The sequence below is a fragment of the Paracoccus ferrooxidans genome, assembly GCF_029909815.1.
Lineage (GTDB): Bacteria > Pseudomonadota > Alphaproteobacteria > Rhodobacterales > Rhodobacteraceae > Paracoccus > Paracoccus versutus.
Map to the genome: position 1 here is coordinate 1933046 of NZ_CP038198.1, position 24593 is coordinate 1957638.

The following is a 24593-nucleotide window of genomic DNA, read 5'->3' on the forward strand; positions in this document are numbered from 1 at the left end:
CGTCAGGCAGCCAGGACCGCCCGGATCGCGGCCTCGTCGATGTCGTCATGTTCGGCGATCACCACCAGGCGCGAGGCGCGGGGGGCGTCGCCCCAGGGCCGGTCGTATTGGTGCCGCACCCGCTCGCCCACCGCCTGCACCAGAAGGCGCATGGGCTTGCCGGCGACGGCGACATGGCCCTTGACCCGCAGGATGTTCTGTTCGCGGGCCAGCCGCTCGATGCGGGCGGCAAGCTCGCCGGGGTCGGCGATCTCGGCCAGCTCGATCACCACCGAATCGAAATCGTCGTGTTCGTGGTCGTCGGCGCCGTCGTGGTGGCTGGGGCGGGCGGCCAGGTCATCCTCGGCCGCGGCACCCAGGCCCAGGATCACCCGCGGGTCGATCACCCCGTCGGTCAAGGGCAGGATCGGCAGCTTGCGCGGCGCCTCGGCCTCGATCACCGCGCGGGCGGCGGCCAGCCCGGCATCGCCGGCCAGGTCGGCCTTGGACAGCAGCACGATGTCGGCGCAGGCGATCTGGTCCTCGAACACCTCGGACAGGGGCGTCTCGTGGTCGAGGCTGTCGTCGGCGGCGCGCTGCGCCTCGACCGCGGCCTCGTCGGGGGCGAAGCGGCCCGCCGCCACCGCCTCGGCATCGGCGAGTGCGATCACCCCATCCACGGTGATGCGCGAGCGGATCGCCGGCCAGTCGAAGGCCTTCAGCAAGGGCTTGGGCAGGGCCAGGCCCGAGGTCTCGATCAGGATGTGGTCGGGCTTGACCGGCATCGCCATCAGCCGTTCCAGCGTCGGGATGAAATCGTCGGCGACGGTGCAGCAGATGCAACCGTTCGACAGCTCCATGATGTTCTCGGCCGGGCAATTCTCGTCGGCGCAGGATTTCAGGATCTCGCCGTCGACGCCCATGGTGCCGAATTCGTTGACCAGCACCGCCAGCCGCTTGCCCTGCGGCTGCGACATCAGGTGGCGGATCAGCGTGGTCTTGCCGGCGCCCAGAAAGCCGGTGATGACGGTGACGGGGGTCTTGGTCAGGTCGCTCATCTTCTATCCAATCGGGGGAATGCGCGCGAGGCTGCGCTTGCGGAAAATCGTGACGCGCTCGCGCCAGGGCACGATGCCGTCGGGGGCCTGGGCATAGGCGGCGGCGCCCAGCAGGATCTCGGTCGCGTCCTCGGCCGACATGCGGCCGTAGACATAGGTCCAGCGGCCCGGCGCCGACAGCGCGATGGCGGCGCCGTTGGCGCAGGCGGACAGGCATTCGACGGGGACGATGCGCACGCCGTCGGGGGCGCCTTCGGCCGCCAGCGCGTCATGCAGCCGCGCGCCGGGCACGGGCTCGCCCTCGGGGACGGGCTGGCCGGCGCGGCAGGTGATGCAGACATGCAGCGTGACGGTCATGCGCCCTTCATCCCTCAAGGCGGCACGAGGCAGGGGACCAGCGCCCAAGCCCCAGCGGGAACACCCCGTCCGCCGGTCAATCCTTCGCGCGCTGGCAGGTCTCCCGGCTTGCGGATTCGGGCCTGGGCCCACGGCCGCCCCGCCTTCCCGGCGTCTCGCCAGTGGCCTCGGGGCGACCTTTCCGGTCACGGTCGCGGGGGCGGCTGCTTCCAGGCGGTTGCCTGTCGCATTCCCTCTTCGCCTGTCGTAGGACAGGAACCAGCGCCTCTCGTCTGTGCGCGCCCGGTCCCGACTTGTCAAGCGAAGGAGTGCCCGATGCAGACCGACGACAATACCCGCCACGCCGAGAAGATGGCCCGGATCAAGGCCGCCCGCGACCGGATGATGGCCGAGAAGCAGGGCGAGAAGGGCCTGGTCATCGTCCATACCGGCAAGGGCAAGGGCAAGTCGTCCTCGGGCTTCGGCATGATCCTGCGCTGCATCGCCCATGGCATGCCCTGTGCGGTGGTGCAGTTCATCAAGGGCGCCTGGGACACCGGCGAGCGGCGGTTGCTGACCACGCATTTCGGCGACCTGTGCCAGTTCCACGCCATGGGCGAGGGCTTCACCTGGGAAACCCAGGACCGCGAGCGCGACATCGCCGCCGCCCGCGCCGGCTGGGAAAAGGCCAAGGAGCTGATCCGCGATCCGCAGATCCGCATGGTCCTGCTGGACGAGATCAACATCGCGCTGCGCTATGACTACCTGGACCTGGACGAGGTGCTGGATTTCCTGCGCAGCGAAAAGCCGCCGATGACGCATGTGGTCCTGACCGGACGCAACGCCAAGCCGGAACTGATCGAGCTTGCCGATCTTGTGTCCGAGATGGAGCAGGTCAAGCACCCCTTCCGCGATGGCATCAAGGCGCAACCGGGGGTGGAGTTCTAGCCTGTTTCCTGTCATCTGCCGCTTGTGCAGGACCAGTGAATTCGAAAGGATGTTCGGACATGTTTGCGAGACAAGGCCTTGTGGCGCTGCTGGCGATCTGCCCCGTCTCGGCGGCCTGGGCCGTGCCCGCCACCGAAGAGGGGGCCGCGCGGCTGAGCGGCGTTTTCCAGACCTATTTCGGCGGCACCGAGGGCGTGGTCGCCGTCACCCCCCAGGGCGAAAGCTATGAGCTGCGGATCGACCCGGCGCCGCTGCTGGCGCAGGTTCCGGCCGAGCAGGCCCAGGTCAGCGTCTCGGCCCTGACCTATCGGCTGACCGACAATGGCGACGGCAGCTGGGGCGTCAGCGAGGACCAGGTGCTGAGCTGGTCGGTGGTGGTGCCGCGCCTGTTCGAGCAGAAGGGCACGACCAAGGTCGAATCCACCGGCATCTGGGACGAGGGGCTGATGAGTTTCCGCGAACAGACGGCGGTGATGACGGATTACGTCATCGAGTCGGTGCAATATGCGCCCCCGCCGCCGCCCGGCGCCGAAGCCGCGCCCGAACAGCCCCCGGCCGAGCCCGAGGTGGTCTCGCGCGATCACCAGCGCACGGCGCGGATGGAGGTGTCGCTGACCGGCGCGCCCGGCAAGGCCGGCGGCGTCGACCAGGCCATGAGCTTCACCGCCGAGGGGCTGGAGCAGTCGCAGGAGATCCTGATGGGTCCGGGCGGCCAGCCGATGACCTTCCAGATCACCGCGCCCGGCTACGAGGGCAGCGGCCAGATCACCGGCGCGCGCACCGAAGGCATGCTGTCCCTGCTCGCCTGGTTCGTCGCCCATCCGTCCGAGGAGCTGATCAAGGGCTCGCAGGACGGGCTGCGCGACAAGCTGGCCGCCGCCATGCCGCTGTGGGACGACCTGTCGATGGACGCGGTCCTGCATGATCTGAAGATCGGCTCTCCGCTGGGCGAATTCGGCCTTGCCTCGACCAAGGTGACGGTCGGCCTGTCCGGCGCCACCGCCGATGGCCGGCTGCACGAACGGGTGGCGCTGTCGGGCGTGACCGTGCCCGAGGGCGTGCTGCCGCCCTGGGTCGAGCCGATCCTGCCGCAAGAGGTGACGCTGGACTTCACCGCCTCGGGCTTCGATCTGGCGGCGCCGGCGAAGATGCTGATCGAGGGCTTCGACCTGGCCGCCGAGGAACCCTTTGCGCGGCTGGTGCCCGAACAGCTGCAGGCGGCGCTGCTGCCCGGCGGCACGGCCGACCTGAAGCTTGCGCCGTCGCAGATCAAGGGCGACGGCTACCAGATCGACTACCGCGCGGACATCGCGGCCGGTCCGGGCGCGGCGCCCACCGGCGCGGCGCTGATCTCGGCCACGGGGCTCGACAAGGTCGAGGCGGCGCTGGCCGCGGCCCCGCCCGAAGAGGCCGCCCAGCCGCTGATGATGCTGCGCATGGCCCGCGCCATGGCCAAGCCCGGCGCGAGCGGCGAGAATGTCTGGGACATCCAGATGCCCGAGGGCGGCGGCCCCTTTACCGTCAACGGTCAGCCCATGGGCCCGGCCACCTCGCAGCCCTGAACCAAGCGGCCCCGCCCGATGCGGCGGGGCCTTTCAGCGCCGCTGCCAGCCGGGGGCGGTGTTTTCCTGCCAGCCGGTGCGGTGCAGCAGCGGCGTGTCGTCGGTGAACTCGGGCCAGCCGAGGCAGAGCAGCGCCGAGAACTCCCAGCTTTCGGGCACCGCCAGCAGCGGGCCGATCCGCGCGGGGTCGAGGATCGAGACCATGCCCAGGCCCAGGTTGCGCACCCGTGCCGCCAGCCACAGCGCATGGATCGCCATCGCCGTCGATTGCCGCAGGGTCTGCGGCATGGTGGCGCGGCCAAGGCCGTGGCCCTCGGACGGGTCGATCTCGGTAAAGACGGCCAGCCAGACCGGCGCGCGGTCCAGCCCGGCGAGCTTCAGCGCATCGTATTCCTGCCGCTGCCGGCCCTGGTAGCGGGCGGCGGCCCGGGCATTGCAGCGCAGGAAATCGGCGCGGATCGCGGCGCGCAGATCGGGGCTTTCGACCCGGATCACCCGCCAAGGCCGGGCATTGCCGACCGAGGGCGCCAGTTCCATCGCCGCGCGCAATTCCTCCAGCAGCGGCTCGGGGATCGGGTCGTCGCGGAAATGCCGCACGTCGCGGCGCCAGCGCAGGATGCGGTCCAGCGCCGCCTGGTCCTCGGGGCCGAACCGCATCATCAGGGCGTGGCGCAAATGGCGCTGTCGGGCAGGCCCTCGGCCCCGGCGCGGATGCCGACAGGGCGGTCGGGCACGGTCAGTTCCACGGCGAGCGGCCGGCCCGCCACGGTCAGCGGGCGGTGGTCGTTCGAGTTCAGCTCGACCCGCAGCCGGTCGCCGGCGGCGAGCATGTCGAGGTGATGGGCCGGGCCGTAGAGCCGGGCGATCTTGGCGCCGTTCAGGTAAAGATGCGCATGCCCCTCGCCGCGGCGATCGGCCAGCCCGGCATGTTCGGGGGCGAAGCAGAAGCCCTCGGCCTCGACGAACAGGTTCCAGCCGGCGGTGCTGTCGGGCTCCAGCCGGGCCGAGGCGGTGGCGCTGCCCGCGGGCAGGTCGATGGGCGCGCCGTGGTCATGCGCCGCGGCCTGGGTGCCGTGGCCACGCGCGCCGTGGTCGTGGCCGTCCAGCGTGATGCCGTTGGCGGCGGCGATGACGAAGCCCATGCCGCCGCCGAAGATCAGGCCGATCAGCAGCATCGGGATCGAACGATCCATGTCTTTTCCCCGCTTTCATGAAAGGCCGGGCGCGACAGGCACGCCCGGCCGAAAGGGTTGCGGCCCGGATCAGGCGGCTTGCGGCACCGGCGCGCGCTGGCTTTCGCGCTGCCAGAACCAGCCGGCCAGCAGGCCGAGCAGCGCCCAGGCCATGGCGCCGGCACCCAGGGCGCGCCCGGCGAATTCCGCCGAAAGCTCGGGCGGGACCGGGCCGGCATAGCTGTCCGGCTGCGGCGCGCCGATCACATGCGGCGCCAGGATCAGCACGATGGCCACGCCCCAGGCCGCCCAGCCCTTGCCAAAGGCGACCAGCCACAGCGCCAGCCCGGTGGCGGCGGCGGTGCCCAGCCACCAGATCGCGCGCAGCTGCACATCGGCGGCGGCGACGCCCGGCACTTCCGGCGCCAGGCCGAAGGCGGGGGCAAGCTGCATGGTCAGGTAGCCGGCCAGACCCCAAAGCAGCCCCTGCCGCGCCGTGACCGCGTTGCCCTGCGCCTCGGACAGCGCCATCAGCGCCACCAGCATCAGCCCGTAGCCGGCATAGACCATCATGGTGAACAGGACCGAAAGCATGTTGCGGGTCCATTCGAAGGGCCCCAAGTCCTGGTGCGCGCTGACGGCCTCGGCGCCGAAATGGGCCAGTTGGCCGGATTCATACAGTTCGGCATGCAGCAGCACGGGCTGCACGAACCAAAGCTGCAACAGGGCGGCAATCAGCCCCGTTGCAGCGCCAGCGATCAACCCGCTGGTCAGAATGCGCGAGAACATGTCAGTGGCAGGGGAAGCCGGTCGCGTGACGCACGTCATGGGCGGCGTCATGCAGGGTCTCGGCCTGCACCAGCCCGGACATGAAGATCAGCCCGAAGCCGATCGCGAAGGCGGCGATGGCGGGAAACAGGACCGAGGCGCGGCTGGCGCCGGCGGCGGTCATGGGTTTTGCGGTCATCTGCGACCCTTTCCTTTGGTCGTCCAACCCGACGACATTGCGGTTCCTGCATCGGCAGGTCTCCTGGCTTGCGGGTCACGGCAGACGCCCGCCTTCCCGGCCGGATGGCCAGTGGCGCGATGGACGTCCGCTCTCCGCCTACAGTCGCGGGGGCGGCTGCGGATTTGGCCCCTGGATGCCCCGGGGCCGCACCGCATTCCCTTTTGGCCCCGGAAAGGGGCACCGATACACGCGCATGTTACCTGCGATGCCGCGGCGGCGGCAAGCGGAATCGGGTGGCCGCTGCGGGCGGGGTCGAAGGCCGGGCGACGGGCCGGCGGGCGGCGCCGTCGCATGGGTATTTGGACAACGGAGAAGACGCCGGGGCATCGCGCGGGGGCGGGCGGAAGGGGCTTGTCCGAATCAGGGTGCCGGCGGCCAGTCCAGGTCGACCCAGACCAGCCGGTGCGCGGAAGCGGCCAGCGCGGCCTTGGCCAGCGGTCCCTCGGCCGGCCAGAACACGCCCGAGTCCAGCACCTTGAGCGGCCTTGCCGGCAGGACGTAATCGACGCGCAGGTTGCCCGGCGGCTTGTCGTCCGGCCAGTCGCCGGTATCCAGCGCCGGATCGCCCCGGTGGCCGTCGTTCACCCCGCCCTTGGCCGCCGCGCCGCCCGCGCTGCGGGGCAGGGGGTCGGTGACATGCGCCATGATCCGGGCCAGCGCCTCGGGCCGGCCTTCGCTGTCCAGGGGGTCGAGGTTCAGGTTCCCGGCCAGAACGAAGGGGCCGTCAGGCAGGTGATGCAGCCAGAACGCCAGCTCGTCATGGTTGCGTCGCCCGTTCAGATCCTCGGGCCCGTCGAAGACCGGCGGCGTCGCGGACATGGCCAAGAGGTGCAGCGGCCGGCCCGCGACCGTGACCACCGCATCCCAATGCGCGGTCGAGGACAGGCGGCGGATGGCCGCCACCTCCTCGGGCAGCGGCGGCATCAGGTTGTCGGGCAGGTCGCGCCACAGGAAATCCGTGTAATCCTTGACCGGACCGATGGGATGGCGCGACAGGATCGCCATGCCCCCCTGTCCCGAGAAGGTGCCGAAGCCCTGCGCATCGTCGGCCGTGCCCAGCCGCCCGTCGGCGTTCAGGTCGAGCCCGGTCGCCATGCCGGAATTCGGCCGGGCGGCGAAGCGGTGCGGATAGTCCAGCCCGGCCTGCGCCAGCCTGGCGGCAAAGGCGTCCAGCGCGCTGTCCTTGTAATCCCAGTCGAAATGCGTCAGCAACAGGATGTCGGGCCGGGTTTCCGCCAACACCTGCACCACGGCGTCGATCTGCGCATCCTTGCGGCCGAGGTCGCGCAACAAAAGCCCCGGCCCGTCGCGCGACAGGTCGGGGCTGAAGGTCGCGATCCGCAGCGGATCGGCCTGGGCGGCCAGGCCAAGGGCGGCCAGCAGGGCCGCCCCGGCAAGCAGCCTTACACCCAAGGCCGGCTCTGGGCCATCTGCGCCTCGTAGGCGTCGATGGCGGGGGCCTTTTCCATGGTCAGGCCGATGTCGTCCAGCCCGTTCAGCAGGCAGTGGCGGCGGAACGGGTCCAGCTCGAAGGGGAAGCTCTGCCCGTCCGAGGTGGTCACGGTCATGTTTTCCAGATCCACGGTCATGCGGGCGTTGGCGCCCTTCTTGGCGTCCTCCATCAGCACGTCCACCACCTCTGGCGGCATGACGATGGGCAGGATGCCGTTCTTGAAGCAGTTGTTGTAGAAGATGTCGGCGAAGCTGGTCGAGATCACGCAGCGGATGCCGAAATCCAGCAGCGCCCAGGGCGCGTGTTCGCGCGAGCTGCCGCAGCCGAAGTTGTCGCCGGCGACGATGATCTGGCTGTCGCGCCAGGCCGGCTGGTTCAGCACGAAATCCGGGATCTCGTTGCCCTGGGCGTCATAGCGCATCTCGTCGAACAGGTTCTTGCCCAGACCCGAGCGGTGGATCGTCTTCAGGAACTGTTTCGGGATGATCATGTCGGTGTCGATGTTGACCAGCGGCATGGGTGCCGCGATTCCGGTCAGGGTGGTGAACTTGTCCATGTCGTGATCCTCGCAGAATTGACTTGGGCCGCAGCGGCCCGTTAACCGAGACCCGTCCGGCGCCTTGCGCCATGGAAAGGGCTTCGCTGATGTTTTTCGGGTTTTCCAGCCTTGCGGCCCTGCGCGCCTGCATCGCGCGCGACTGGAGGCCGCAGATCGGAGACCCCGAGATCACCGGCTGGCTGACGGTGCTCTCTTACTTCCTGTGCTTCGTGCTGGCCGTCATGGTGCTGCGCCGCCGTCCGGCCGGCGCGGCGCGCGGGCTGTGGCTGACGATCGCCGGGCTGATGGCCTTCCTGGGGGTGAACAAGCAGCTGGACCTGCAGACCGCGCTGACCGCCACCGGACGCTGCATGGCGCGGGCGCAGGGCTGGTACGACGACCGCCATATGGTGCAGCTGGCCTTCATCGCCGGGCTGGTGCTGGGCGTGGCACTCGCGCTGGCCTGGACGACGAATGCCCTGCGCGGGCACATGCGCCGCAACGGCCCGGCCCTGCTGGGGCTGGCCGTGCTGTGCGGCTTCGTGCTGGTGCGCGCGGTGGGCTTTCATCATGTGGACAGGCTCATCAGCGCCGATTTCGCGAACATCAAATACAACTTCTGGTTCGAGAACGCCGGGCTCTGGCTGATTGCGATCAACGCCTTGATGCTGCTGCGGCGGGGCCGATAAGGCCCCGCGCCGCCCGCCATCAGACGGTTTCCGCCAGCAGTTCGCGCACGTCGGTCAGGTGGCCCCTGATCCCGGCTGCGGCCGCCATCACCGGCGACATCAGGTGGGTGCGGCCGCCCCGGCCCATGCGGCCCTCGAAGTTGCGGTTCGAGGTCGCGGCGCAGCGCTCGCCCGGCGCCAGCTGGTCGGGGTTCATGCCCAGGCACATCGAGCAGCCGGCCAGGCGCCATTCGAAGCCGGCGTCGATGAAGATCTTGTCCAGCCCCTCTTCCTCGGCCTGCATGCGCACCAGGCCCGAGCCCGGCACCACCATGCCGCGCACGCCCGGCGCCAGCCTGTGGCCTTTCAGGATGCCGGCGGCGGCGCGCAGATCCTCGATCCGGCCGTTGGTGCAGGAGCCGATGAAGACCGCGTCGATGCTGATCTCGTTCAGCGGCGTGCCCGGCTTCAGGCCCATGTAGTCCAGGCTGCGGCGCGCGGCCTCGACCTTGCCGCCCTCGAAATCCTCGGGCGCGGGCACCTTGCCGGTGATCGGCAGCACGTCCTCGGGCGAGGTGCCCCAGGTCACGACCGGGGCGATGTCCTCGCCGCGGATGGTGACGACCTTGTCCCAATGCGCGCCCTCGTCCGAGAACAGCGTTTTCCACCAGGCGACGGCGGCCTCCCATGCGGCGCCCTTCGGGGCGTGCGGGCGGCCCTTGACATATTCGAAGGTCTTTTCGTCCGGCGCGATCAGCCCGGCGCGGGCGCCGCCCTCGATCGCCATGTTGCAGACGGTCATGCGGCCTTCCATCGACAGGTCGCGGATCGCCTCGCCGCAATATTCGATGACATAGCCGGTGCCGCCGGCGGTGCCGGTGGCGCCGATCACCGACAGGGTGATGTCCTTGGCGGTCACGCCGGGACGCAGCTTGCCGGTGATCTCCACCTTCATGTTCTTGGATTTCTTCTGGATCAGCGTCTGGGTGGCCAGCACATGCTCGACCTCCGAGGTGCCGATGCCATGCGCCAGCGCGCCGAAGGCGCCATGCGTCGCGGTGTGGCTGTCGCCGCAGACCACGGTCATGCCGGGCAGGGTCCAGCCCTGCTCGGGGCCGACGATATGCACGATGCCCTGGCGGATGTCGTTCATCGGGTAATAGTTCAGCCCGAATTCGCGCGCGTTCTTGTCCAGCTCGGCGACCTGGATGCGGCCCTCGGGGTTCTCGATCCCGTCCACGCGGTCGGGCGTCGTGGGCACGTTGTGGTCCGGCACGGCGATGGTCTGGTCGGGGCGGCGCACCTTGCGCCCGGCCATGCGCAGCCCTTCGAAGGCCTGGGGCGAGGTCACCTCATGCACCAGGTGCCGGTCGATATAGAGGATGCAGGTGCCGTCCTCGGAACGCTCGACCACATGGGCGTCGAAGATCTTGTCGTAGAGGGTGCGGGGCGCGCCCGCGTTCGTGTTGCCGGTCATGGCTGTCTCTTTTCTGGAAGACTAGCTGGGAAAGGGCGGAGGGGGTGCCGCAGCCTGCAGCAGGGCGCGCGCAAGCGCCCGCTCCCGTCAAAGTCGGGCGGTGACGGACAGGCTTTCGCCGTAGAACCGGCCGGGCAGGCGGGCGCGGTCGTGAATGTCGAAATAGACGAATCCTCGCATAGGGGCATTAATAGGGCGATTTCACGTCATATTCAATATCGCCACACGGCCCTGTTAATTCCAAGTTGGGAAATGGTCCCTATCTTGGCGCCGAAAGACACGGGAAAGGGGACCGATCATGCTGATTCGCATCATCCTGCGGGCGATCCCGCTGATCTGCGTGGCCGTTTTCGCGCTGGCGGTGCATTGGGCGGACACGCCGCTGAAGCAGGCGCGGGCGGCGGCGGGTGCCGAAAGCCTGCATCTGGCCTGGGGCGCGGGGCAGGTCAGATGCGCCGATCCCTGGGGAAATCTGCCGGTTTCGACCTGCCCGCCGGCGGATGCGTCCAGAAATCCGCTGCGCCTGCATTGAGCGGGCGCGATTCCGTGCTACATTGGTAAGGCCCCGGCGCCGGGGGAGATCGGCGTGATGACCGGAGGATGAACCCTGTCCAATACCGTCTCGCCGGCCGCTGCGCCGGCTGCGACCACCGCGGAATCCGGGCTGACGAGCGATCAGCTACTGGACCGCATTCTTGCCTCTCTTGACGACGACAAGGCCGAGGATGTCGTGACCATCGACCTGCGCGGCCGCTCGGCCATGGCCGATCACATGGTGATCGCCTCGGGTCGGAACGCGCGGCAGGTGGCCTCGATCGCCGAAAAGCTGGTCGAGCGCCTGAAGGAACAGACCGGCCGCTCGGCCCGGATCGAGGGCAAGGAGACCGGCGATTGGGTGCTGATCGACACCGACGACGTGATCGTCCATGTCTTCCGCCCCGAGGTCCGCGAGTTCTATCAGCTGGAAAAGATGTGGATGCCCGCCGACGCCCTGCGTTCGGCCACGCTTGAGCGGCTGCGCGCCGAACACGCCGCCATCGAGGCCGGCAAGCACCAGATCTGATCCATGCGCATGGTCATTGCCGCGGTCGGGCGGCTGCGGCAGGGCCCCGAGGCGAAGCTGATCGCCGATTACCTGGACCGTCACGCCAAGGCGGGCCGCGGTCTGGGCCTGCCCCCCGTCACCCTGGCCGAGGTCGACGACCGTCGCGGCGGCGGCATGGCGGCCGAGGCGGCGCTGCTGGCCAGGGCCATTCCCGACGGTGCTGCCCTGGTGGTGCTGGACGAGCGCGGCCAGATGCTGAGTTCCCCCGAATTTGCCGCCCGCATCGCCGGCTGGCGCGACCAGGCGCGCGACATTGCCTTCGTGATCGGCGGCGCCGATGGCATCGACCCCGCCCTGCGCGACCGGGCCGACCTGGCGATCAGCTTCGGCCGCATGGTCTGGCCGCATATGCTGGTCCGCGTCATGCTGGCCGAGCAGATCTATCGCGCCACCACCATCCTGGCCGGCAGCCCCTATCACCGCGAATGACAAGCGGTTCAGATTGCTAGGATTTTAAGAAAACACCCGGCAAAGAGCGGGTGAAATCCGCCGGGAAACGGCTATGATGGGCATATCCAGATCAGTATCTTCGGGTGTGTCATGATTCCAACCGTTCACCAGATCCAAAGCCGGGCCGGTCCCGCCGCCACGCAGGCGGCGCGAGAGGTCGAAATCGTCGGTCCCACCCTTGCCCGCGCCCAGCCCGAGGTGCCCGCGGTCGAGGAATCCGGCGGCGTGGGGCAGGACATGCAGCTTGGCCGCCAGGGCATCGACCATTCGCGGCAGGCCGCATCGGCCCAGGCTGCGCAGGGCGGCGGCCCGGCCGCATCCGCGGCCGAGGATGCCGACGGGCCGCAGGATCGCGCGGTGTTTCGGGCCAAGGTGATCCGTTTCCTGACCGCGATCTATGGCGATGACGAATCCTTCCAGCGTGCGCTGAAGCTGGGCACCATCGTGATTCGCGCCGTCGAGGATCAGCCGGAACCCGAGATGCGGCCGGAACTGTCGCATGCGACCTATCGCCACGGCGCGGCCCAGGCGCAGCAGGCGCAGGCGGCGACGGAACGCCGGGGCGGCGGCCCGCCGCCGAATGTCGCGGCGGGCGATTTCGTGGCCTGGTGGCCGAAATAGCCCTGGCGGAAAGGCCGGGTTCGCCTGCCCGAGTCCTGCCCGAGTCCTGGCCGACGGGCGGCCGGCGCGCTTGCCGACCGGGATGCGCTCGGCCTGCGGGCCGGCCTGCTCCAGCACCGGCCTTCCCGAGGCGAGGTCGTCGTAAAGCACCACGTCCGCCTGGGCCAGCAGCCGCGCGGCGCGCAGGGTCAGGAGTTCGGGGTCGCCCGGACCCGAGGAGACGAAGCTGACAAGGCCGATCTGCTCACGCTGCCCCGGCTGTCCGACATGCTGGCGTCGTGATGCCTGCCCCGGTGCGATGCGATCCGCGGCGACGCTCCGGCGAGTTGGGTCCGTAGCGCGTGGCGGCGCCGGGGCGGGAAAGGCTGCCGAACGAAAAAGCGCCTGGGCGGGAAGGCCCGAACGAAAAGCGGCTGAGCGGGAAAGGTGCCCTACGAAAGATCCGCAGTCATTGTTGTGGCCCCCGGACGAAAGGCCCCCGGAGGATATAAAGGCCCCGAAGGATGGTGCCCTGCACCGGTAAGGGGGCCTGAATGGAAAGGGCCCGTGACCGGAAAGGGCCCGTGACCGAAATGGGCCGAGGCTGTGTGGAAATTCAGTCGAGCATGGTCGGGCACGGAACAATGTCCGCCTGCTGGCATTGCGGAGAGACTTTGTTCTAAGGCGGGCCGCCGTGAATGTATTTCTAAGGAAACTGTTCTTCGTGAATTTTCGGAGTTGGAGTTTTCACACAGCCTCGGCCGCGACCCCCAAAGGCCTGTGACCGAAGTAAAGGCCGCCGGGTCGGAAAGGTGGCCTGAACGGAAAGCGGCCTGAAAGGGCATCCGACCGAAGAAGGGGCCGACGAACGAAGCAGCTAGCGGAACGAAGAAGCCAGCGAAACGAAGCAGCTAGCGAAACGCGACCGCGCATGATCGGCCGCATGACCAGCCATTCAGCGCCCAAAGCTGCGCGAAGCCGGGTGCCCAGGATCTGGCCCCGGCCGGCGCCTGCCCCGTTTCAGGGGCAGGGCACGACCCAGTTGTCGATGATCTCGACCGCCTCGTCGGCGCTTTCGACGAAGCTGATCAGCTCCAGGTCCTCGGGGCTGATGGTGCCGGCCTCGGCCAGCGCCTGCCAGTTGATGACCTTGTGCCAGAATTCCGGCCCAAACAGGATGAAGGGCACCCGCCTCATGCGGCCGGTCTGGATCAGGGTCAGCGCCTCGAACATCTCGTCCATGGTGCCGAAGCCGCCCGGAAACACCGTGACCGCCTTGGCCCGCATCAGGAAATGCATCTTGCGGATGGCGAAATAGTGGAAGTTGAAGCACAGGTCCGGGGTCACATAGGCATTCGGCGTCTGTTCGTGCGGCAGCACGATGGACAGCCCGATCGAGGCGCCGCCGGCCTCGTGCGCGCCCAGGTTGCCCGCCTCCATCACCCCCGGCCCGCCGCCGGTGCAGATCACGTTCTCGGCGCCATAGCTTTTCAGGCTGCGCTCGGTCATCAGCCGGGCAAAGCGCCGCGCCTCGTCATAGTAATGCGACAGGGCGGCCAGGACCGGCGTGCGCGCGCCCTCGCGCCGCTCGGGCGAGGGGATGCGGGCGCCGCCGAACATCACCACGGTCGAGCGGATGCCGCGCGCATCCATGATCATCTGCGGCTTCAGCAACTCAAGCTGCAGCCGCACCGGGCGCAGCTCTTCGCGCAGCAGGAATTCGGTGTCGGTGAAGGCCAGCCGATAGGCCGGCGCGCGGGTCTGGGCCGTGTCGGGCGTGGTCTGCGCCACCGCCACGTCCTGATGGCTGTCGCGGAACGGGTGGCTGCGCTCGTCAAGTTCTGTCATCCAATCCTCTGGCCGAAACCGCCGCATTGCGCGGCCGCACCCCTCGGCTTATAGCCCTTGGGCAAGAGTTTCCACCGTTGAGAGGCCAGACCATGTCGAATGACGCCCTTGAAGCCGCCATCGAATCCGCCTGGGAGATCCGCGACCAGATCACCCCCGCCACCAGGGGCGAGGTCCGCGATGCCGTCGAGGCCACGCTGGAGGCGCTGGACAAGGGCGAACTGCGCGTCGCCGAAAAGCGCGGCAGCGACTGGCACGTCAACCAATGGGCGAAAAAGGCCGTGCTGCTGGGCTTTCGCCTGAAGGACATGGAGGTCCAGACGGGCGGGCCGCAGGGCGGCACCTGGTGGGACAAGGTGGACAGCAAGTTCGCCCATTGGGGCGAGGCGCAATGGAAGGTCGCCGGTTTCCGCGCGGTGCCGAACTGCGTCGTGCGCCGCTCGGCCTATATCGCCAAGGGCGTGGTGCTGATGCCCAGCTTCGTCAACCTGGGCGCTTATGTCGACGAGGGCACGATGGTCGATACCTGGGCCACCGTCGGCTCCTGCGCGCAGATCGGCAAGAACGTGCACCTGTCGGGCGGCGTCGGCATCGGCGGCGTGCTGGAGCCGATGCAGGCCGGCCCCACCATCATCGAGGACAATTGCTTCATCGGCGCGCGGTCCGAGGTGGTCGAGGGCTGCATCGTGCGCGAGGGCTCGGTCCTCGGCATGGGCGTCTTCATCGGCAAGTCCACCAAGATCGTCGACCGCGAGACCGGCGAGGTGATGTATGGCGAGGTTCCGGCGGGTTCGGTGGTCGTCGCCGGCTCGATGCCGTCGAAGAACGGCGTGAACCTCTATTGCGCGGTGATCGTCAAGCGGGTCGATGCGCAGACCCGCTCCAAGACCTCGATCAACGAGCTTCTGCGCGACTGAACCGTTGCGCCCCTGCACCGGGCTCGCCCTTGCGTGAGCCCGGCGTGAAACCCAAGCGCCGCCGCTGCGTTCAACCCGCACGAATGTCCTGAAAGCGGAGTTTCACATGCAGGGTTTGGGTTGGCTGGCCGCGATCATCGTCGGCGGTCTTGCGGGCTGGATCGCCAGCAGCATCATGAAGGCGGATACGGGGATCATCCTCAACGTCATCCTGGGCATCGTCGGCGCCATCGTCGGCAATGCGCTTCTGGGTCTGGTCGGGCTGAACGCCCAGGCCGGCAGCTGGCTGGCGCAGGGGGTCGCCGGGCTGATCGGGGCGGTGATCCTGATCTGGCTCTATCGCGCGGTGGCCGGATAGCGGAACCGGGCGGGGTCTTCCCGCCCCTTCCCGTCAGGCGGTGAAATCCGCCGCCTTCGCGCTGGTGAGGCGGAGCAGGTCGGCCGGCGCGATGGCAAAGACATGGCGCGGCGTGCCCGCCGCCGCCCAGACCAGGTCGAAATCCAGCAGGCGCGGGTCCAGCCAGGCCTCGATCTGCCGCAGATGCCCGACCGGGGCCACGCCGCCGATGGCAAAGCCGGTCTCGGCCCGGATCAGTTCGGCATCGGCCTTGCCCAGCCTTTGCCCGGCCACCTCGGTCGCCTTGGCCGGATCGACGCGATTGCCGCCTGCAGTCAGGAACAGCACGACATGGCCGCTTTCCTCGCCGCGGAAGATGATCGACTTGGCGATCTGGTCCAGCGCGCAGCCGACCGCCGCCGCCGCGCCCGCAGCGGTGCGGGCGCTGTCGTCGGTCTCGTGGATCCGGGCGGCAAGGCCCGCCGCCTCCAGCGCCGATCGCACCCGTCGCAAGCTCTTGCTCATTGTCACCTCCGTCCGTTTCGGGCGATATGACGGCAAATCGCGACGAAGGAAAAGCCATGCAACAGGTCTATACGCTTCTGGTCCAGGTCGGCCGCGCCACCGACGACGGCCTGCCGCAGGGCGCCACCGGCGCGGCGCTGGTCTGCTATGCCGCCGGCACGACCGAGGACGAGGCGGTGCGCGAGACGGTCGCCATCCTGAAGCAGGCCGGCCTTGCGCCGCTGGAAGTCATCGGCCACGGCAGCATCGACGAACGCCTGGCCGAGGGCCACGAAATCCCCGACGAAGAGCGTGCCCTGATGGACCGCGCGCTGGCCGAGAACGCGGTGATCGTGGCGCAGATGGAGCCGCTCTGGGACGAGCAGGGCTGATCCGCCCCTATCCAGCCGCGCCGGCCTGGGCTAGACTGGCTGCGAGCAGAGCAGGCAGAACAAGAACACGGAACGGACAGGCAGAATGACCAGACGCATCTCGCGCATCGCGACCATGGCCATCCTGATCGGCACGCTGGCCGGCTGCGGCGTGTCGCTGAACCAGGGACCGGGCGCCGCCGGCGGCCATTTCGGCGGGCTGCCCACGGCCGGGGGGCAGGGCTCCGAGGCCGGTTTCCAGAACTGGGTGCAAAGCTTCCGCCCGCGCGCGCTGGCCTCGGGCGTCTCGCCCGCGACCTTCGACCGGGCCATGGCCGGGGCGCATTACCAGCCGAGCATCGTCGCGCTGGACCGCAAGCAGAGCGAATTCACCAAGCCGATCTGGGACTATCTCGACGGCGCCATCGGCACGCGCGGCGCGACCGGCCGCGCCAAGGCCGCGCAATATGCAAGCACGCTTTCGGCCATCGAGGCGCGCTACGGCGTCCCGCGCGAGATCGTGCTGGCCGTCTGGGGCATGGAATCCAATTTCGGCGCCAACCGCGGCAATACGCAGATCGTCCCGGCGCTGGCGACGCTGGCCTATGACGGAAGGCGCGGCGAATTCTTCGCCGGCGAGCTGGTGGCGGCCTTGCGCATCATCCAGTCGGGCGACGTGGACAGCGCCCATATGGTCGGCAGCTGGGCCGGCGCCATGGGGCATACGCAGTTCATGCCCTCGTCCTTCCTCGGCCATGCCGTGGACTTCAACGGCGACGGCCGCCGCGACATCTGGTCGGACGACCCGACCGACGCGCTGGCCTCGACCGCCAGCTACCTGCGCCAGAACGGCTGGCGCCCCGGCCAGCCCTGGGGGACCGAGGTGATCCTGCCGCCGGGCTTCGACTTCAACCAGGCCGGAAAATCGGTGCAGCATTCGGGCAGCCAATGGGCGGCGATGGGCGTGCGCACGATCAGCGGGGCGCCGGTGCCCTCGGGCTCGATCCTGGCGCCGGCCGGGTCGCGGGGCCCGGCCTTCCTGATTACCGAGAACTTCCGTGCCATCCTGAAATACAACGCCTCGGACAGCTACGCCCTCGGCGTGGCCTATCTGGGCGAGGCGATCGCCGGCCGCCGCGGCATCCAGGGCAGCTGGCCGCGCGGCGACCGCACGCTGTCGAACAGCGAAAAGGCCGAGATCCAGCGCCTGCTGATGGCCCGCGGCTTCGACACCGGCGGCGTGGACGGCAAGCTCGGCAGCCAGTCGGCCGAGGCGATCAGGGCCTTCCAGCGCTCGCGCGGCGTGACGCCCGACGGCTATGCCGACACCCGCCTGCTGGCCATGCTGCGCAGCTAAGGCAAAAGGGCGGCCCCGAAAGCCGCCCTTGCGCATTTCTCCGTTGCCCAAATACCCATGCCGCCCGCGCCACCCGGCGCGGCGCGGGCCGTTCAGGCCAGGATCTCACGGAAATCGCCCAGAACCTGGGCATAGACATCGCGCTTGAAGGGCACGATGCCGTCGATCAGATCGGCCGCCCGCATCCATTGCCAGCGCTCGAACTCGGGATGGTCGGTGGCGATCCGCACCGCCTCATCCTCGCCCAGGAAGCGCATGGCGAACCATTTCTGCTTCTGCCCGCCATAGCGGCCCCTCCAGACCTTGCCCAGCAGCTCGGGCGGCAGGTCATAAGTCACCCAGCCGGGCGTTTCCATCAGCACGTCGACCAGGTCGGTGGTGACGCCGGTCTCCTCGACCAGCTCGCGCAGCGCCGCCTGGCGCGGGGTCTCGCCCTGGTCGATGCCGCCCTGCGGCATCTGCCAGGCCGGGCCGGGGTTGTCGATGCGCTGCCCGGCAAAGACCAGCCCCGCCGGGTTGATCAGCACCACCCCCGCGCAGGGGCGATAGGGCAGGCCCGAGGGGCCCAGCAGGTCCGCGCTCATTCCGCCTGCGCCCCCTGGGCTGCATCCTCGCCGGTGACGGCGGGCTTCGCGGCATCGGGCACGGCCTGGGCGTGATAGTCCACCGCCGCCAGGCCCTTGAGGATGTCCACCGCATAGGCCAGCTGGTAATCCTCCTCGCGCAGCTTGGCGGTGGCCTCGACCTGCTTGGCCTCTTCCTCGATCTGCTTGCGCTCTTCGTCGCTGATCGAATCGTTGTTCAGCGCGCCGCGCAGGTCGGCTTCCGAGTTCAGGAATTTCGAATCGGTCCGCGGCTGGCCGGCCTCTTCCTCGTCCTGGGGCTTGGGCGCGGGCTGTTCGACGATGATGTCGGGCTGGATGCCCAGCGACTGGATCGACCGGCCCGAGGGCGTGTAGTAGCGCGCCGTGGTCAGCCGGATGGCGCTGTCCGAGGTCACCGGCATCACCGTCTGCACCGAGCCCTTGCCGAAGCTCTTGGTGCCCACGACGATGGCGCGGCGATGGTCCTGCAGCGCGCCGGTGACGATCTCCGAGGCCGAGGCGGAGCCGCCGTTAATCAGCGTCACCATGGGCTTGCCCTGCGCCAGGTCGCCGGGCTTGGCGTTCCAGCGCTCGCTTTCCTCGGGCTTGCGGCCGCGGGTCGAGACGATCTCGCCCTTGTCGAGGAAGGCGTCCGAGACCTCGATGGCCTGGTTCAGCAGCCCGCCCGGATTGTTGCGCAGGTCCAGCACGAAGCCCGTCACCTTGTCGATGCCGCCGGCCTCCTTGATCGCCTTGTCCATCTCGGTCTTCAGGGTCGAGAAGGTCTCGTCGTTGAAGGTGGTGACGCGCAGCACCACGGCATGGCCCTCGATGCGGGTCTTGACCACGGTCAGCTTGATCGTGTCGCGGGTGATGGTCAGGTCGAAGGGCTCCTTCTCGCCCTCGCGCAGGATGGTGATCTTGATCTCGGACCCGACGGGGCCGCGCATCTTCTCGACCGCCTCGTCCAGGTTCATGCCCATCAGCGATTCGCCGTTCACATGGGTGATGTAGTCGCCGGCCTTGACCCCGGCCTCGGCCGCGGGCGTGTCGTCGATGGGCGAGATCACCTTGACCAGCCCGTCCTCCTGCCCGACCTCGATCCCCAGCCCGCCGAAGCTGCCGCGGGTCTGGGTCTGCATGTCGTCGTAATCCTTGGCCGACAGGAACGAGCTGTGCGGGTCGAGCGAGGTCAGCATGCCGTTGATCGCCGCCTCGATCAGCTTCTTGTCGTCCACCTGCTCGACGTAATCGGCGCGCACCCGTTCGAACACGTTGCCGAACAGGTCCAGCTGTTCATAGACCGAGGCGTTCCTGCCCGATTCCTGCGCGACCAGCGGGCCGGCGAATTGGGTGGCGACGGTGATGCCCGCAAGCGTGCCGATCGCCCCTGCCAGAAGATAATGTTTCATTCAGCTCCGTCCTGCCCGGTTGCGTTGCGGCTTGTCCCGTCCGCGGCCTCTCCGACAATGGGATTCATCACGAACCACTCTGCCGGGTCCAGTGTTTCCTTGCCCTTGCGAAGTTCAACATACAGTGTCTCGCTCTGTCCAGCACCGCCCCCGGCCGCGGCATCGGCGACGAATTCGGCGCCGAACTCCTGCGCGGGCGGCTCTTGCCCGCCCATCAGCCCCACCGGCTCTCCTGCCGTCAGGACGTCGCCCGTCTCGCCGAAGACCTGCGCCAGACCGGCGAATATCATCAGATACCCCCGCGCGGGCTCAACGATCATCACATTGCCGTAATCAAGCAGCGGACCGCGATAGCGGATTGTCGCAGGCCAGGGCAACGTGACCAGCGCGGCGGGCGCGGTGGCGATGACCATGCCCGGCCGGCGCACCCCCGCGGCATCGGGCTCGTCATAGCGGCGCAGCACCCGGCCCAGGGCCGGCAGCGGCAGACTGCCCTGCGCGCCTTCGAAATCGGCCATGGGCGCGCCCACGTCCTGCTCCATCCCGGCGATGCCCGAGGCGAAGGCGTCCAGCGTATCGGCCGATTCCACCAGCGCGGTCAATTCCCTGGGATCCTCGCCGAAGCGCACCGGCAGGCTGGAGCGGTCCGTCACCGCCGAGGCCAGAAGCCGCCGCGCCTCCTGCACCTGACCAAGCCCCTGCGCCAGCGTGTTCGCGGCGTTCAGCTGGATGGCGCGCACGGCGCGGATCTCCTCCAGCTTCTGCTGCATGTCGTGGGCCTCGGCTTCCAGCCCCGGCGCGACCGAGGACAGGATCATCCCCGCGCGGGCCGAGGATTCCGGCCCCGAGGGATGCAGCAGCAGCACGGTCTCGGGCGATTTCTGCATCGAGGTCATCACCCCCAGCACCCGGCCCAGCCGCTCGCGGCGGGCGTCGAACTCGGCCCGGATCTCCTGCTCGCGGATGCCGGCACGACGCAAACCCTCGCGCAGCGCGGCCATGCCCTGCTCATAGGCGCGGATCATCCGGGTCAGCGAGGCGACCTGGTCGTCCTCGGTCAGCGCCTCGTCCAGCTGGCCCACGGCGGCGCGCAGCATGTCGGCGGCCTCGGCCGCCTCCTGCGCGGCCAGGTCCAGGGGCGAATCGTCCTGCGCGGGCGTCGCCGGCTGCGCCGGGGCCATCGAGCCGATGGCAAGGGCCACCAGCACCGGCAAGAACAGCCTGGCTCTCATGCCCGCCCGATCAGCGAGGTGCCGGTCATCTCGGGCGGCAGGTCCAGGCCCATCAGGTCCAGCACCGTCGGCGCCACGTCGGCCAGCCGGCCGTTCCGCAGGCTCGCGCCCTCGGGCCCGCCGAAGACGATCACCGGAACCGGGTTGGTGGTGTGGGCGGTATGCGGGCCGCCGGTCTCGGGGTCGATGGTGGTTTCGCAATTGCCGTGGTCGGCGATGACCACCGCGGCGCCGCCGGCCTTTTCCAGCGCCGCCAGCATCATGCCCAGCCCCTTGTCCACCGCCTCGCAGGCGCGGATGGCGGCGGGCAGGCTGCCGGTATGCCCCACCATGTCCGGGTTGGCATAGTTCACCACGATCAGGTCGTAGCCCGCCTCGATGGCCTCGACCAGTTTTGCGCTGACCTCGGGCGCGGCCATCTCGGGCGCCAGGTCATAGGTCGCGACCTTGGGGCTGGCCGGCATGAAACGGTCCTCGCCCGGCTCGGGGGTTTCCTTGCCGCCGTTCAGGAAGAAGGTGACATGGGGATATTTCTCGGTCTCGGCCAGGCGGAACTGACGCAGGCCCTTGGCCGCGACCCAGGCGCCCAGGGTGTTGACCACCTGCCGCTTGGGATAGGCGGCCTGCATGTATTCGTCATGGCTGGCCGAGTAATCGACCATGCCCAGAAGCGCCGCCCATTGCGGCCGCCTGCCGGTGTCGAAGGCGGCGAAATCCGGCTGGCCGATGGCGGCCAGGATCTCGCGCGCGCGGTCGGCGCGGAAATTGAGGCAGAAGAAGCCGTCGCCATCCCGCGCGCCGGCATAGCCCTCGATCACGGTGGGCTGGATGAACTCGTCCGTCTCGTCGCGGGCATAGGCATCGGCCACGGCCTCGGCCGCATCCGGCGCGGGCAGCCCCTCGCCGCGCACCATGGCGCCGTAGGCGCGTGCGACGCGTTCCCAGCGGTTGTCGCGGTCCATGGCGTAATAGCGGCCGATGACGGTGCCGATGCGGGCGGCCTCGGGCAGGGCGCGCTGAAGCTCGGTAACGAAGCCCGCGGCCGAGGTAGGCGCCACGTCGCGGCCGTCGGTGACGGCATGGACCACCACCGGCACGCCCTTGTCGGCCACGGCGCGGGCGGCGGCGATGACGTGCTGGAGATGGCCATGCACGCCGCCGTCCGAGACGACGCCCATCAGATGCGCCGTGCCGCCGCTGGCCTTGAGCTTGCGGATGAACTCACCCAGCGCGGCATTCTCGTAGAAGCTGCCGTCCTCGATCGCCAGGTCGATCTGGCCCAGGTCCATGGCGACGACGCGGCCGGCGCCGATATTGGTATGCCCGACCTCGGAATTGCCCATCTGCCCCTTGGGCAGGCCGACGTCCGGGCCGAAGGTCACCAGCGTCCCATGCGGGCAGTCGCGCATCAGCCGGTCGAAATTCGGCGTCCTGGCCTGGTCGGGCGCGCTCTGTTCGGGGCGCGAGGAAATGCCCCAGCCATCGAGGATGCAAAGGACGACGGGTTTCGGACAGCTCATGCGTCACCTCTTTCGCGGGTCGCGATGCTTCTACGACTGCGGGGCGCGCGGGGCAAGGTCGCCGCGGATCTTGCCGGATTCGTGAAGCGCCCCGCCTTTCGGTGCTGTTGCATGGGTATTTATGCAACGAAGAAGCCCGCAGCCGGCCCAAGACTTCTTCGTTGTTCAAATACCCATGCGGCCGGGCCGCAGGCGCAAGACATGGCGTCTTAGGCGCGGGCCTCGGCCGCGATCTGGGCGGCGGATTTGCGGCCGCGCTCGGTCGCGGATTTCAGCTGGCCGCAGGCGGCCATGATGTCCTCGCCGCGGGGGGTGCGGATGGGCGAGGCATAGCCGGCCTTGTGGACGATGTCGGCGAAGGCCTCGATCCGCTCCCAGCTGGAGCGGCGATAGGGCGAGCCGGGCCATTCGTTGAACGGGATCAGGTTCACCTTGGCCGGGATGCCGCGGATCAGCCGGACCAGCCGGCGCGCATCCTCGTCGCTGTCGTTCACCCCGTCCAGCATCACATATTCGAAGGTGATGCGTTCCGAGTTCGACAGCCGCGGATAGTCGCGCAGCGCGTTGAGCAGCGTCTCGATGTTCCACTTCTTGTTCACGGGCACCAGCGTGTCGCGGGTCTCGTCGGTGGTGGCGTGGAAGCTGACGGCCAGAAGGCAGCCGATCTCTTCGGCGGTCTTGGCGATTTCGGGGACGATGCCGCTGGTCGACAGCGTGATGCGGCGGCGCGACAGGCTGATGCCCTCGCCATCCATCACCACCTTCATCGCGTCGCGGACATTGTCGAAGTTGTACAGCGGCTCGCCCATGCCCATCAGCACCACGTTCGAGACCAGCCGCGTCTCGTCCTTGGGCGCGCCGGGCTTCGGCCATTCGCCCAGGTCGTCGCGGGCGACCAGCACCTGGCCCACGATCTCGCCCGCGGTCAGGTTGCGCACCAGCTTCTGCGTGCCGGTATGGCAGAAGGAACAGGTCAGCGTGCAGCCCACCTGGCTGGAGATGCAAAGCGTGCCGCGGTTTTCCTCGGGGATGTAGACGGTCTCGACCTCGTGCCCGCCATTGATGCGCAACAGGTATTTGCGGGTGCCGTCGGCGCTGATCTGGCGGGTGACGATCTCGGGCAGCGCGATATCGAACCTCTCGGCCAGCAGGGCGCGGTAGTCCTTGGCCAGGTTGGTCATCTGCGCGAAGTCGCGCACGCCCCAGTGATAGATCCATTGCCAGATCTGGCCCACGCGCATCTTGGCCTGCCGTTCCGGGGTGCCGGCCTCGATCAGCGCCTCGTGCAACTGCGCGCGGGTCAGGCCGACGAGGTTCCGGCGCGCCGTCTCGGGCAGCTTGCGCGGGATGGTCAGCAGATCCTGGGTGATCGGGGCGGCGGGCGTGACTGGCGACGGGGCGTTCATGGCTGGCGGGTCCGGGCGGCGAAAGGGGCAATGGGCCTATATAGGGCAAGGCGGCCCAAAAGAAAACAGGGGCTCGCGCCCCTGTCCGCCGCGGTTCCCGCAGCTGTAGCTTATTTGCAGGCGGCCTGGGCCTTGTTCGTCGCGGCGGTGATGCCCGACAGGCTGAAGGTGTCCTTGGTCACGGTGCCCCGCGCCGAGCGCCCGGTCACCACCGCGGTCGAGCCCGCACGCAGCGCCGAGACCAGCTTGGCGTCGTCGGCCGGCGAGCCGGTCCATGCGCTTTCGCCCTCGGTGAACAGCTTGAAGACATTGCCGCCGATATTCACTTCGACCGCCGAATCGGGCGCGAAGGGATAGCCGCCCGAGAACGAGACCTCGCCCGACTGTCCGGGCCGATAGGCGACGTAAAGCCGGATGTCGCCGCGCGTCACTTCCTTGGGCTTGCCGCTGGAATCCAGGTTCTGGGTGGATTTCGGGGCCGACACTGCCCAGCATTCCTTGGGGCTGGTCGCCGAGAAGACGGTCCAGTCGCCCTCGGTCCCGATCACATTCGTCGAGTCCTGGGCCAGGACCGGCGAAGACGCGGCGATCGCAATTGCGGCGGCTGCCGCTGCGGCGCGCGGCGCGAATTTCAACATGCTCTGGCCTCCTGCCATGGTCCGGTTCGATCCGGCTTGTTGCCGATGATGGTGGTGTTTTCAACCATCTGGCGGCAAGATAATGCGAAAAGGAAGGCGTGAAAAACCCCCG

The 24593-nt window shown here is 68.8% G+C and carries 28 protein-coding genes, 1 pseudogene and 2 riboswitches; of the genes and pseudogenes, 11 read left to right on the forward strand and 18 right to left on the reverse strand.

The features are described from left to right. Nucleotides 1–2 precede the first annotated feature (2 nt). Nucleotides 3–1037 (reverse strand): cobalamin biosynthesis protein CobW, encoded by a 1035-nt coding sequence (gene cobW, locus E3U26_RS09700; protein WP_243783549.1) that lies wholly within the window; start codon nucleotides 1035–1037, stop codon nucleotides 3–5. Nucleotides 1038–1040: 3 nt separating this feature from the next. Further along, nucleotides 1041–1394: a DUF1636 family protein gene (locus E3U26_RS09705; protein WP_036752083.1), complete on the reverse strand. Its 354-nt coding sequence runs from the start codon at nucleotides 1392–1394 to the stop codon at nucleotides 1041–1043. Nucleotides 1395–1470: 76 nt separating this feature from the next. Next, a riboswitch (cobalamin riboswitch) is annotated at nucleotides 1471–1672 on the reverse strand. 37 nt (nucleotides 1673–1709) lie between these two features. Here E3U26_RS09705 and cobO point away from each other — a divergent pair. Together cobO and E3U26_RS09715 are read left to right on the forward strand one after the other, a co-directional pair. Beyond that, nucleotides 1710–2321, forward strand: coding sequence for a cob(I)yrinic acid a,c-diamide adenosyltransferase (gene cobO, locus E3U26_RS09710; protein WP_114535003.1), 612 nt, complete (start codon nucleotides 1710–1712; stop codon nucleotides 2319–2321). A 59-nt stretch (nucleotides 2322–2380) separates the two neighbouring features. Further along, complete coding sequence (locus E3U26_RS09715; RefSeq protein ID WP_243783550.1) at nucleotides 2381–3883, forward strand: hypothetical protein; 1503 nt, start codon at nucleotides 2381–2383, stop codon at nucleotides 3881–3883. A gap of 33 nt (nucleotides 3884–3916) precedes the next feature. Here E3U26_RS09715 and bluB read toward each other — a convergent pair whose 3' ends face one another. The 6 genes from bluB to leuD form a co-directional block, all read right to left on the reverse strand. Then, complete coding sequence (gene bluB, locus E3U26_RS09720) at nucleotides 3917–4540, reverse strand: 5,6-dimethylbenzimidazole synthase (RefSeq protein ID WP_114535161.1); 624 nt, start codon at nucleotides 4538–4540, stop codon at nucleotides 3917–3919. Between the two features lie 2 nt (nucleotides 4541–4542). Then, a complete protein-coding gene (locus E3U26_RS09725) occupies nucleotides 4543–5076 on the reverse strand; it encodes a hypothetical protein (protein ID WP_243783551.1) in 534 nt (177 codons plus the stop codon). Between the two features lie 69 nt (nucleotides 5077–5145). Beyond that, a complete protein-coding gene (locus E3U26_RS09730; RefSeq protein ID WP_036752064.1) occupies nucleotides 5146–5844 on the reverse strand; it encodes a CbtA family protein in 699 nt (232 codons plus the stop codon). A 1-nt stretch (nucleotide 5845) separates the two neighbouring features. Continuing rightward, a complete protein-coding gene (locus E3U26_RS09735; protein WP_024843046.1) occupies nucleotides 5846–6022 on the reverse strand; it encodes a CbtB domain-containing protein in 177 nt (58 codons plus the stop codon). Between the two features lie 36 nt (nucleotides 6023–6058). Further along, nucleotides 6059–6264, reverse strand: a riboswitch (cobalamin riboswitch). Nucleotides 6265–6424: 160 nt separating this feature from the next. Beyond that, a complete protein-coding gene (locus E3U26_RS09740; RefSeq protein WP_243783552.1) occupies nucleotides 6425–7477 on the reverse strand; it encodes an endonuclease/exonuclease/phosphatase family protein in 1053 nt (350 codons plus the stop codon). After that, nucleotides 7468–8073 (reverse strand): 3-isopropylmalate dehydratase small subunit, encoded by a 606-nt coding sequence (gene leuD, locus E3U26_RS09745; RefSeq protein WP_114535007.1) that lies wholly within the window; start codon nucleotides 8071–8073, stop codon nucleotides 7468–7470. The genes E3U26_RS09740 and leuD overlap by 10 nt, the downstream gene beginning before the upstream one ends. Nucleotides 8074–8162: 89 nt before the next feature. On the opposite strand from leuD, the gene E3U26_RS09750 reads away from it, so the two are divergent. Continuing rightward, entirely contained in the window at nucleotides 8163–8744 is a 582-nt protein-coding gene (locus E3U26_RS09750) for a hypothetical protein (RefSeq protein WP_052095767.1), read from the forward strand. A 19-nt stretch (nucleotides 8745–8763) separates the two neighbouring features. Here the strand turns inward: E3U26_RS09750 and leuC are convergent, their stop codons facing one another. Further along, nucleotides 8764–10200, reverse strand: coding sequence for a 3-isopropylmalate dehydratase large subunit (gene leuC / locus E3U26_RS09755; protein ID WP_036752053.1), 1437 nt, complete (start codon nucleotides 10198–10200; stop codon nucleotides 8764–8766). 298 nt (nucleotides 10201–10498) lie between these two features. Between leuC and E3U26_RS09760 the strand changes: the two genes are divergently transcribed. The 4 genes from E3U26_RS09760 to E3U26_RS09775 all read left to right on the forward strand — a co-directional run bounded on the left by E3U26_RS09760 (nucleotide 10499) and on the right by E3U26_RS09775 (nucleotide 12376). Continuing rightward, nucleotides 10499–10732 (forward strand): hypothetical protein, encoded by a 234-nt coding sequence (locus E3U26_RS09760; RefSeq protein WP_243783553.1) that lies wholly within the window; start codon nucleotides 10499–10501, stop codon nucleotides 10730–10732. Nucleotides 10733–10864: 132 nt separating this feature from the next. Beyond that, entirely contained in the window at nucleotides 10865–11263 is a 399-nt protein-coding gene (gene rsfS, locus E3U26_RS09765) for a ribosome silencing factor (RefSeq protein WP_114535008.1), read from the forward strand. Nucleotides 11264–11266: 3 nt separating this feature from the next. After that, on the forward strand, nucleotides 11267–11734 hold the full coding sequence (rlmH, locus tag E3U26_RS09770; RefSeq protein ID WP_072461107.1) for a 23S rRNA (pseudouridine(1915)-N(3))-methyltransferase RlmH: 468 nt from the start codon (nucleotides 11267–11269) through the stop codon (nucleotides 11732–11734). Between the two features lie 111 nt (nucleotides 11735–11845). Next, nucleotides 11846–12376 (forward strand): hypothetical protein, encoded by a 531-nt coding sequence (locus tag E3U26_RS09775; protein WP_243783554.1) that lies wholly within the window; start codon nucleotides 11846–11848, stop codon nucleotides 12374–12376. Nucleotides 12377–12421: 45 nt separating this feature from the next. On the opposite strand, the pseudogene E3U26_RS09780 reads toward E3U26_RS09775, so the two are convergent. Continuing rightward, nucleotides 12422–12616 (reverse strand): annotated as a pseudogene (locus E3U26_RS09780) (SAM-dependent methyltransferase); the annotation flags it as partial. Nucleotides 12617–13375: 759 nt separating this feature from the next. Continuing rightward, a complete protein-coding gene (locus E3U26_RS09785; RefSeq protein ID WP_036752041.1) occupies nucleotides 13376–14203 on the reverse strand; it encodes an LOG family protein in 828 nt (275 codons plus the stop codon). Nucleotides 14204–14295: 92 nt separating this feature from the next. On the opposite strand from E3U26_RS09785, the gene dapD reads away from it, so the two are divergent. Both dapD and E3U26_RS09795 read left to right on the forward strand, forming a co-directional pair. After that, nucleotides 14296–15120 (forward strand): 2,3,4,5-tetrahydropyridine-2,6-dicarboxylate N-succinyltransferase, encoded by an 825-nt coding sequence (gene dapD, locus E3U26_RS09790; protein WP_036752038.1) that lies wholly within the window; start codon nucleotides 14296–14298, stop codon nucleotides 15118–15120. A gap of 106 nt (nucleotides 15121–15226) precedes the next feature. Then, nucleotides 15227–15478, forward strand: a complete 252-nt coding sequence (locus E3U26_RS09795) for a GlsB/YeaQ/YmgE family stress response membrane protein (protein ID WP_024843035.1) — start codon at nucleotides 15227–15229, stop codon at nucleotides 15476–15478. Nucleotides 15479–15511: 33 nt separating this feature from the next. On the opposite strand, the gene E3U26_RS09800 is transcribed toward E3U26_RS09795, so the two are convergent. After that, complete coding sequence (locus E3U26_RS09800) at nucleotides 15512–15982, reverse strand: YbaK/EbsC family protein (RefSeq protein ID WP_243783555.1); 471 nt, start codon at nucleotides 15980–15982, stop codon at nucleotides 15512–15514. Between the two features lie 56 nt (nucleotides 15983–16038). On the opposite strand from E3U26_RS09800, the gene E3U26_RS09805 reads away from it, so the two are divergent. Beyond that, a complete protein-coding gene (locus E3U26_RS09805; protein WP_243783556.1) occupies nucleotides 16039–16353 on the forward strand; it encodes a DUF8846 family protein in 315 nt (104 codons plus the stop codon). A gap of 85 nt (nucleotides 16354–16438) precedes the next feature. Then, the gene (locus tag E3U26_RS09810; protein ID WP_114535011.1) at nucleotides 16439–17689 is read left to right on the forward strand and encodes a lytic murein transglycosylase; all 1251 of its coding nucleotides are present in this window, start codon (nucleotides 16439–16441) and stop codon (nucleotides 17687–17689) included. A gap of 92 nt (nucleotides 17690–17781) precedes the next feature. Here the strand turns inward: E3U26_RS09810 and E3U26_RS09815 are convergent, their stop codons facing one another. The 6 genes from E3U26_RS09815 to E3U26_RS09840 all read right to left on the reverse strand — a co-directional run bounded on the left by E3U26_RS09815 (nucleotide 17782) and on the right by E3U26_RS09840 (nucleotide 24481). Then, nucleotides 17782–18273 (reverse strand): RNA pyrophosphohydrolase, encoded by a 492-nt coding sequence (locus E3U26_RS09815; protein WP_243783557.1) that lies wholly within the window; start codon nucleotides 18271–18273, stop codon nucleotides 17782–17784. Then, nucleotides 18270–19685: a S41 family peptidase gene (locus E3U26_RS09820; RefSeq protein ID WP_072461102.1), complete on the reverse strand. Its 1416-nt coding sequence runs from the start codon at nucleotides 19683–19685 to the stop codon at nucleotides 18270–18272. The genes E3U26_RS09815 and E3U26_RS09820 overlap by 4 nt, the downstream gene beginning before the upstream one ends. Beyond that, nucleotides 19682–20917: a murein hydrolase activator EnvC family protein gene (locus E3U26_RS09825; protein ID WP_243783558.1), complete on the reverse strand. Its 1236-nt coding sequence runs from the start codon at nucleotides 20915–20917 to the stop codon at nucleotides 19682–19684. Before E3U26_RS09825 ends, E3U26_RS09820 begins: the two co-directional genes overlap by 4 nt. Continuing rightward, nucleotides 20914–22437, reverse strand: coding sequence for a 2,3-bisphosphoglycerate-independent phosphoglycerate mutase (gene gpmI / locus E3U26_RS09830; RefSeq protein ID WP_243783559.1), 1524 nt, complete (start codon nucleotides 22435–22437; stop codon nucleotides 20914–20916). Before gpmI ends, E3U26_RS09825 begins: the two co-directional genes overlap by 4 nt. Before the next feature lie 209 nt (nucleotides 22438–22646). Continuing rightward, complete coding sequence (rlmN, locus tag E3U26_RS09835) at nucleotides 22647–23843, reverse strand: dual-specificity RNA methyltransferase RlmN (RefSeq protein ID WP_243783560.1); 1197 nt, start codon at nucleotides 23841–23843, stop codon at nucleotides 22647–22649. Between the two features lie 110 nt (nucleotides 23844–23953). Further along, nucleotides 23954–24481, reverse strand: coding sequence for an invasion associated locus B family protein (locus tag E3U26_RS09840; RefSeq protein WP_036752013.1), 528 nt, complete (start codon nucleotides 24479–24481; stop codon nucleotides 23954–23956). Nucleotides 24482–24593: the final 112 nt, after the last annotated feature.

Bases quoted from the DNA above. Each gene is read 5' to 3' on its own strand.
- cobW (WP_243783549.1), bottom strand. From the start codon at position 1,037: ATGAGCGACCTGACCAAGACCCCCGTCACCGTCATCACCGGCTTTCTG.
- E3U26_RS09705 (WP_036752083.1), bottom strand. From the start codon at position 1,394: ATGACCGTCACGCTGCATGTCTGCATCACCTGCCGCGCCGGCCAGCCC.
- cobO (WP_114535003.1), top strand. From the start codon at position 1,710: ATGCAGACCGACGACAATACCCGCCACGCCGAGAAGATGGCCCGGATC.
- E3U26_RS09715 (WP_243783550.1), top strand. From the start codon at position 2,381: ATGTTTGCGAGACAAGGCCTTGTGGCGCTGCTGGCGATCTGCCCCGTC.
- bluB (WP_114535161.1), bottom strand. From the start codon at position 4,540: ATGCGGTTCGGCCCCGAGGACCAGGCGGCGCTGGACCGCATCCTGCGC.
- E3U26_RS09725 (WP_243783551.1), bottom strand. From the start codon at position 5,076: ATGGATCGTTCGATCCCGATGCTGCTGATCGGCCTGATCTTCGGCGGC.
- E3U26_RS09730 (WP_036752064.1), bottom strand. From the start codon at position 5,844: ATGTTCTCGCGCATTCTGACCAGCGGGTTGATCGCTGGCGCTGCAACG.
- E3U26_RS09735 (WP_024843046.1), bottom strand. From the start codon at position 6,022: ATGACCGCAAAACCCATGACCGCCGCCGGCGCCAGCCGCGCCTCGGTC.
- leuD (WP_114535007.1), bottom strand. From the start codon at position 8,073: ATGGACAAGTTCACCACCCTGACCGGAATCGCGGCACCCATGCCGCTG.
- E3U26_RS09750 (WP_052095767.1), top strand. From the start codon at position 8,163: ATGTTTTTCGGGTTTTCCAGCCTTGCGGCCCTGCGCGCCTGCATCGCG.
- leuC (WP_036752053.1), bottom strand. From the start codon at position 10,200: ATGACCGGCAACACGAACGCGGGCGCGCCCCGCACCCTCTACGACAAG.
- E3U26_RS09760 (WP_243783553.1), top strand. From the start codon at position 10,499: ATGCTGATTCGCATCATCCTGCGGGCGATCCCGCTGATCTGCGTGGCC.
- rlmH (WP_072461107.1), top strand. From the start codon at position 11,267: ATGCGCATGGTCATTGCCGCGGTCGGGCGGCTGCGGCAGGGCCCCGAG.
- E3U26_RS09775 (WP_243783554.1), top strand. From the start codon at position 11,846: ATGATTCCAACCGTTCACCAGATCCAAAGCCGGGCCGGTCCCGCCGCC.
- E3U26_RS09785 (WP_036752041.1), bottom strand. From the start codon at position 14,203: ATGACAGAACTTGACGAGCGCAGCCACCCGTTCCGCGACAGCCATCAG.
- dapD (WP_036752038.1), top strand. From the start codon at position 14,296: ATGTCGAATGACGCCCTTGAAGCCGCCATCGAATCCGCCTGGGAGATC.
- E3U26_RS09795 (WP_024843035.1), top strand. From the start codon at position 15,227: ATGCAGGGTTTGGGTTGGCTGGCCGCGATCATCGTCGGCGGTCTTGCG.
- E3U26_RS09800 (WP_243783555.1), bottom strand. From the start codon at position 15,982: ATGAGCAAGAGCTTGCGACGGGTGCGATCGGCGCTGGAGGCGGCGGGC.
- E3U26_RS09805 (WP_243783556.1), top strand. From the start codon at position 16,039: ATGCAACAGGTCTATACGCTTCTGGTCCAGGTCGGCCGCGCCACCGAC.
- E3U26_RS09810 (WP_114535011.1), top strand. From the start codon at position 16,439: ATGACCAGACGCATCTCGCGCATCGCGACCATGGCCATCCTGATCGGC.
- E3U26_RS09815 (WP_243783557.1), bottom strand. From the start codon at position 18,273: ATGAGCGCGGACCTGCTGGGCCCCTCGGGCCTGCCCTATCGCCCCTGC.
- E3U26_RS09820 (WP_072461102.1), bottom strand. From the start codon at position 19,685: ATGAAACATTATCTTCTGGCAGGGGCGATCGGCACGCTTGCGGGCATC.
- E3U26_RS09825 (WP_243783558.1), bottom strand. From the start codon at position 20,917: ATGAGAGCCAGGCTGTTCTTGCCGGTGCTGGTGGCCCTTGCCATCGGC.
- gpmI (WP_243783559.1), bottom strand. From the start codon at position 22,437: ATGAGCTGTCCGAAACCCGTCGTCCTTTGCATCCTCGATGGCTGGGGC.
- rlmN (WP_243783560.1), bottom strand. From the start codon at position 23,843: ATGAACGCCCCGTCGCCAGTCACGCCCGCCGCCCCGATCACCCAGGAT.
- E3U26_RS09840 (WP_036752013.1), bottom strand. From the start codon at position 24,481: ATGTTGAAATTCGCGCCGCGCGCCGCAGCGGCAGCCGCCGCAATTGCG.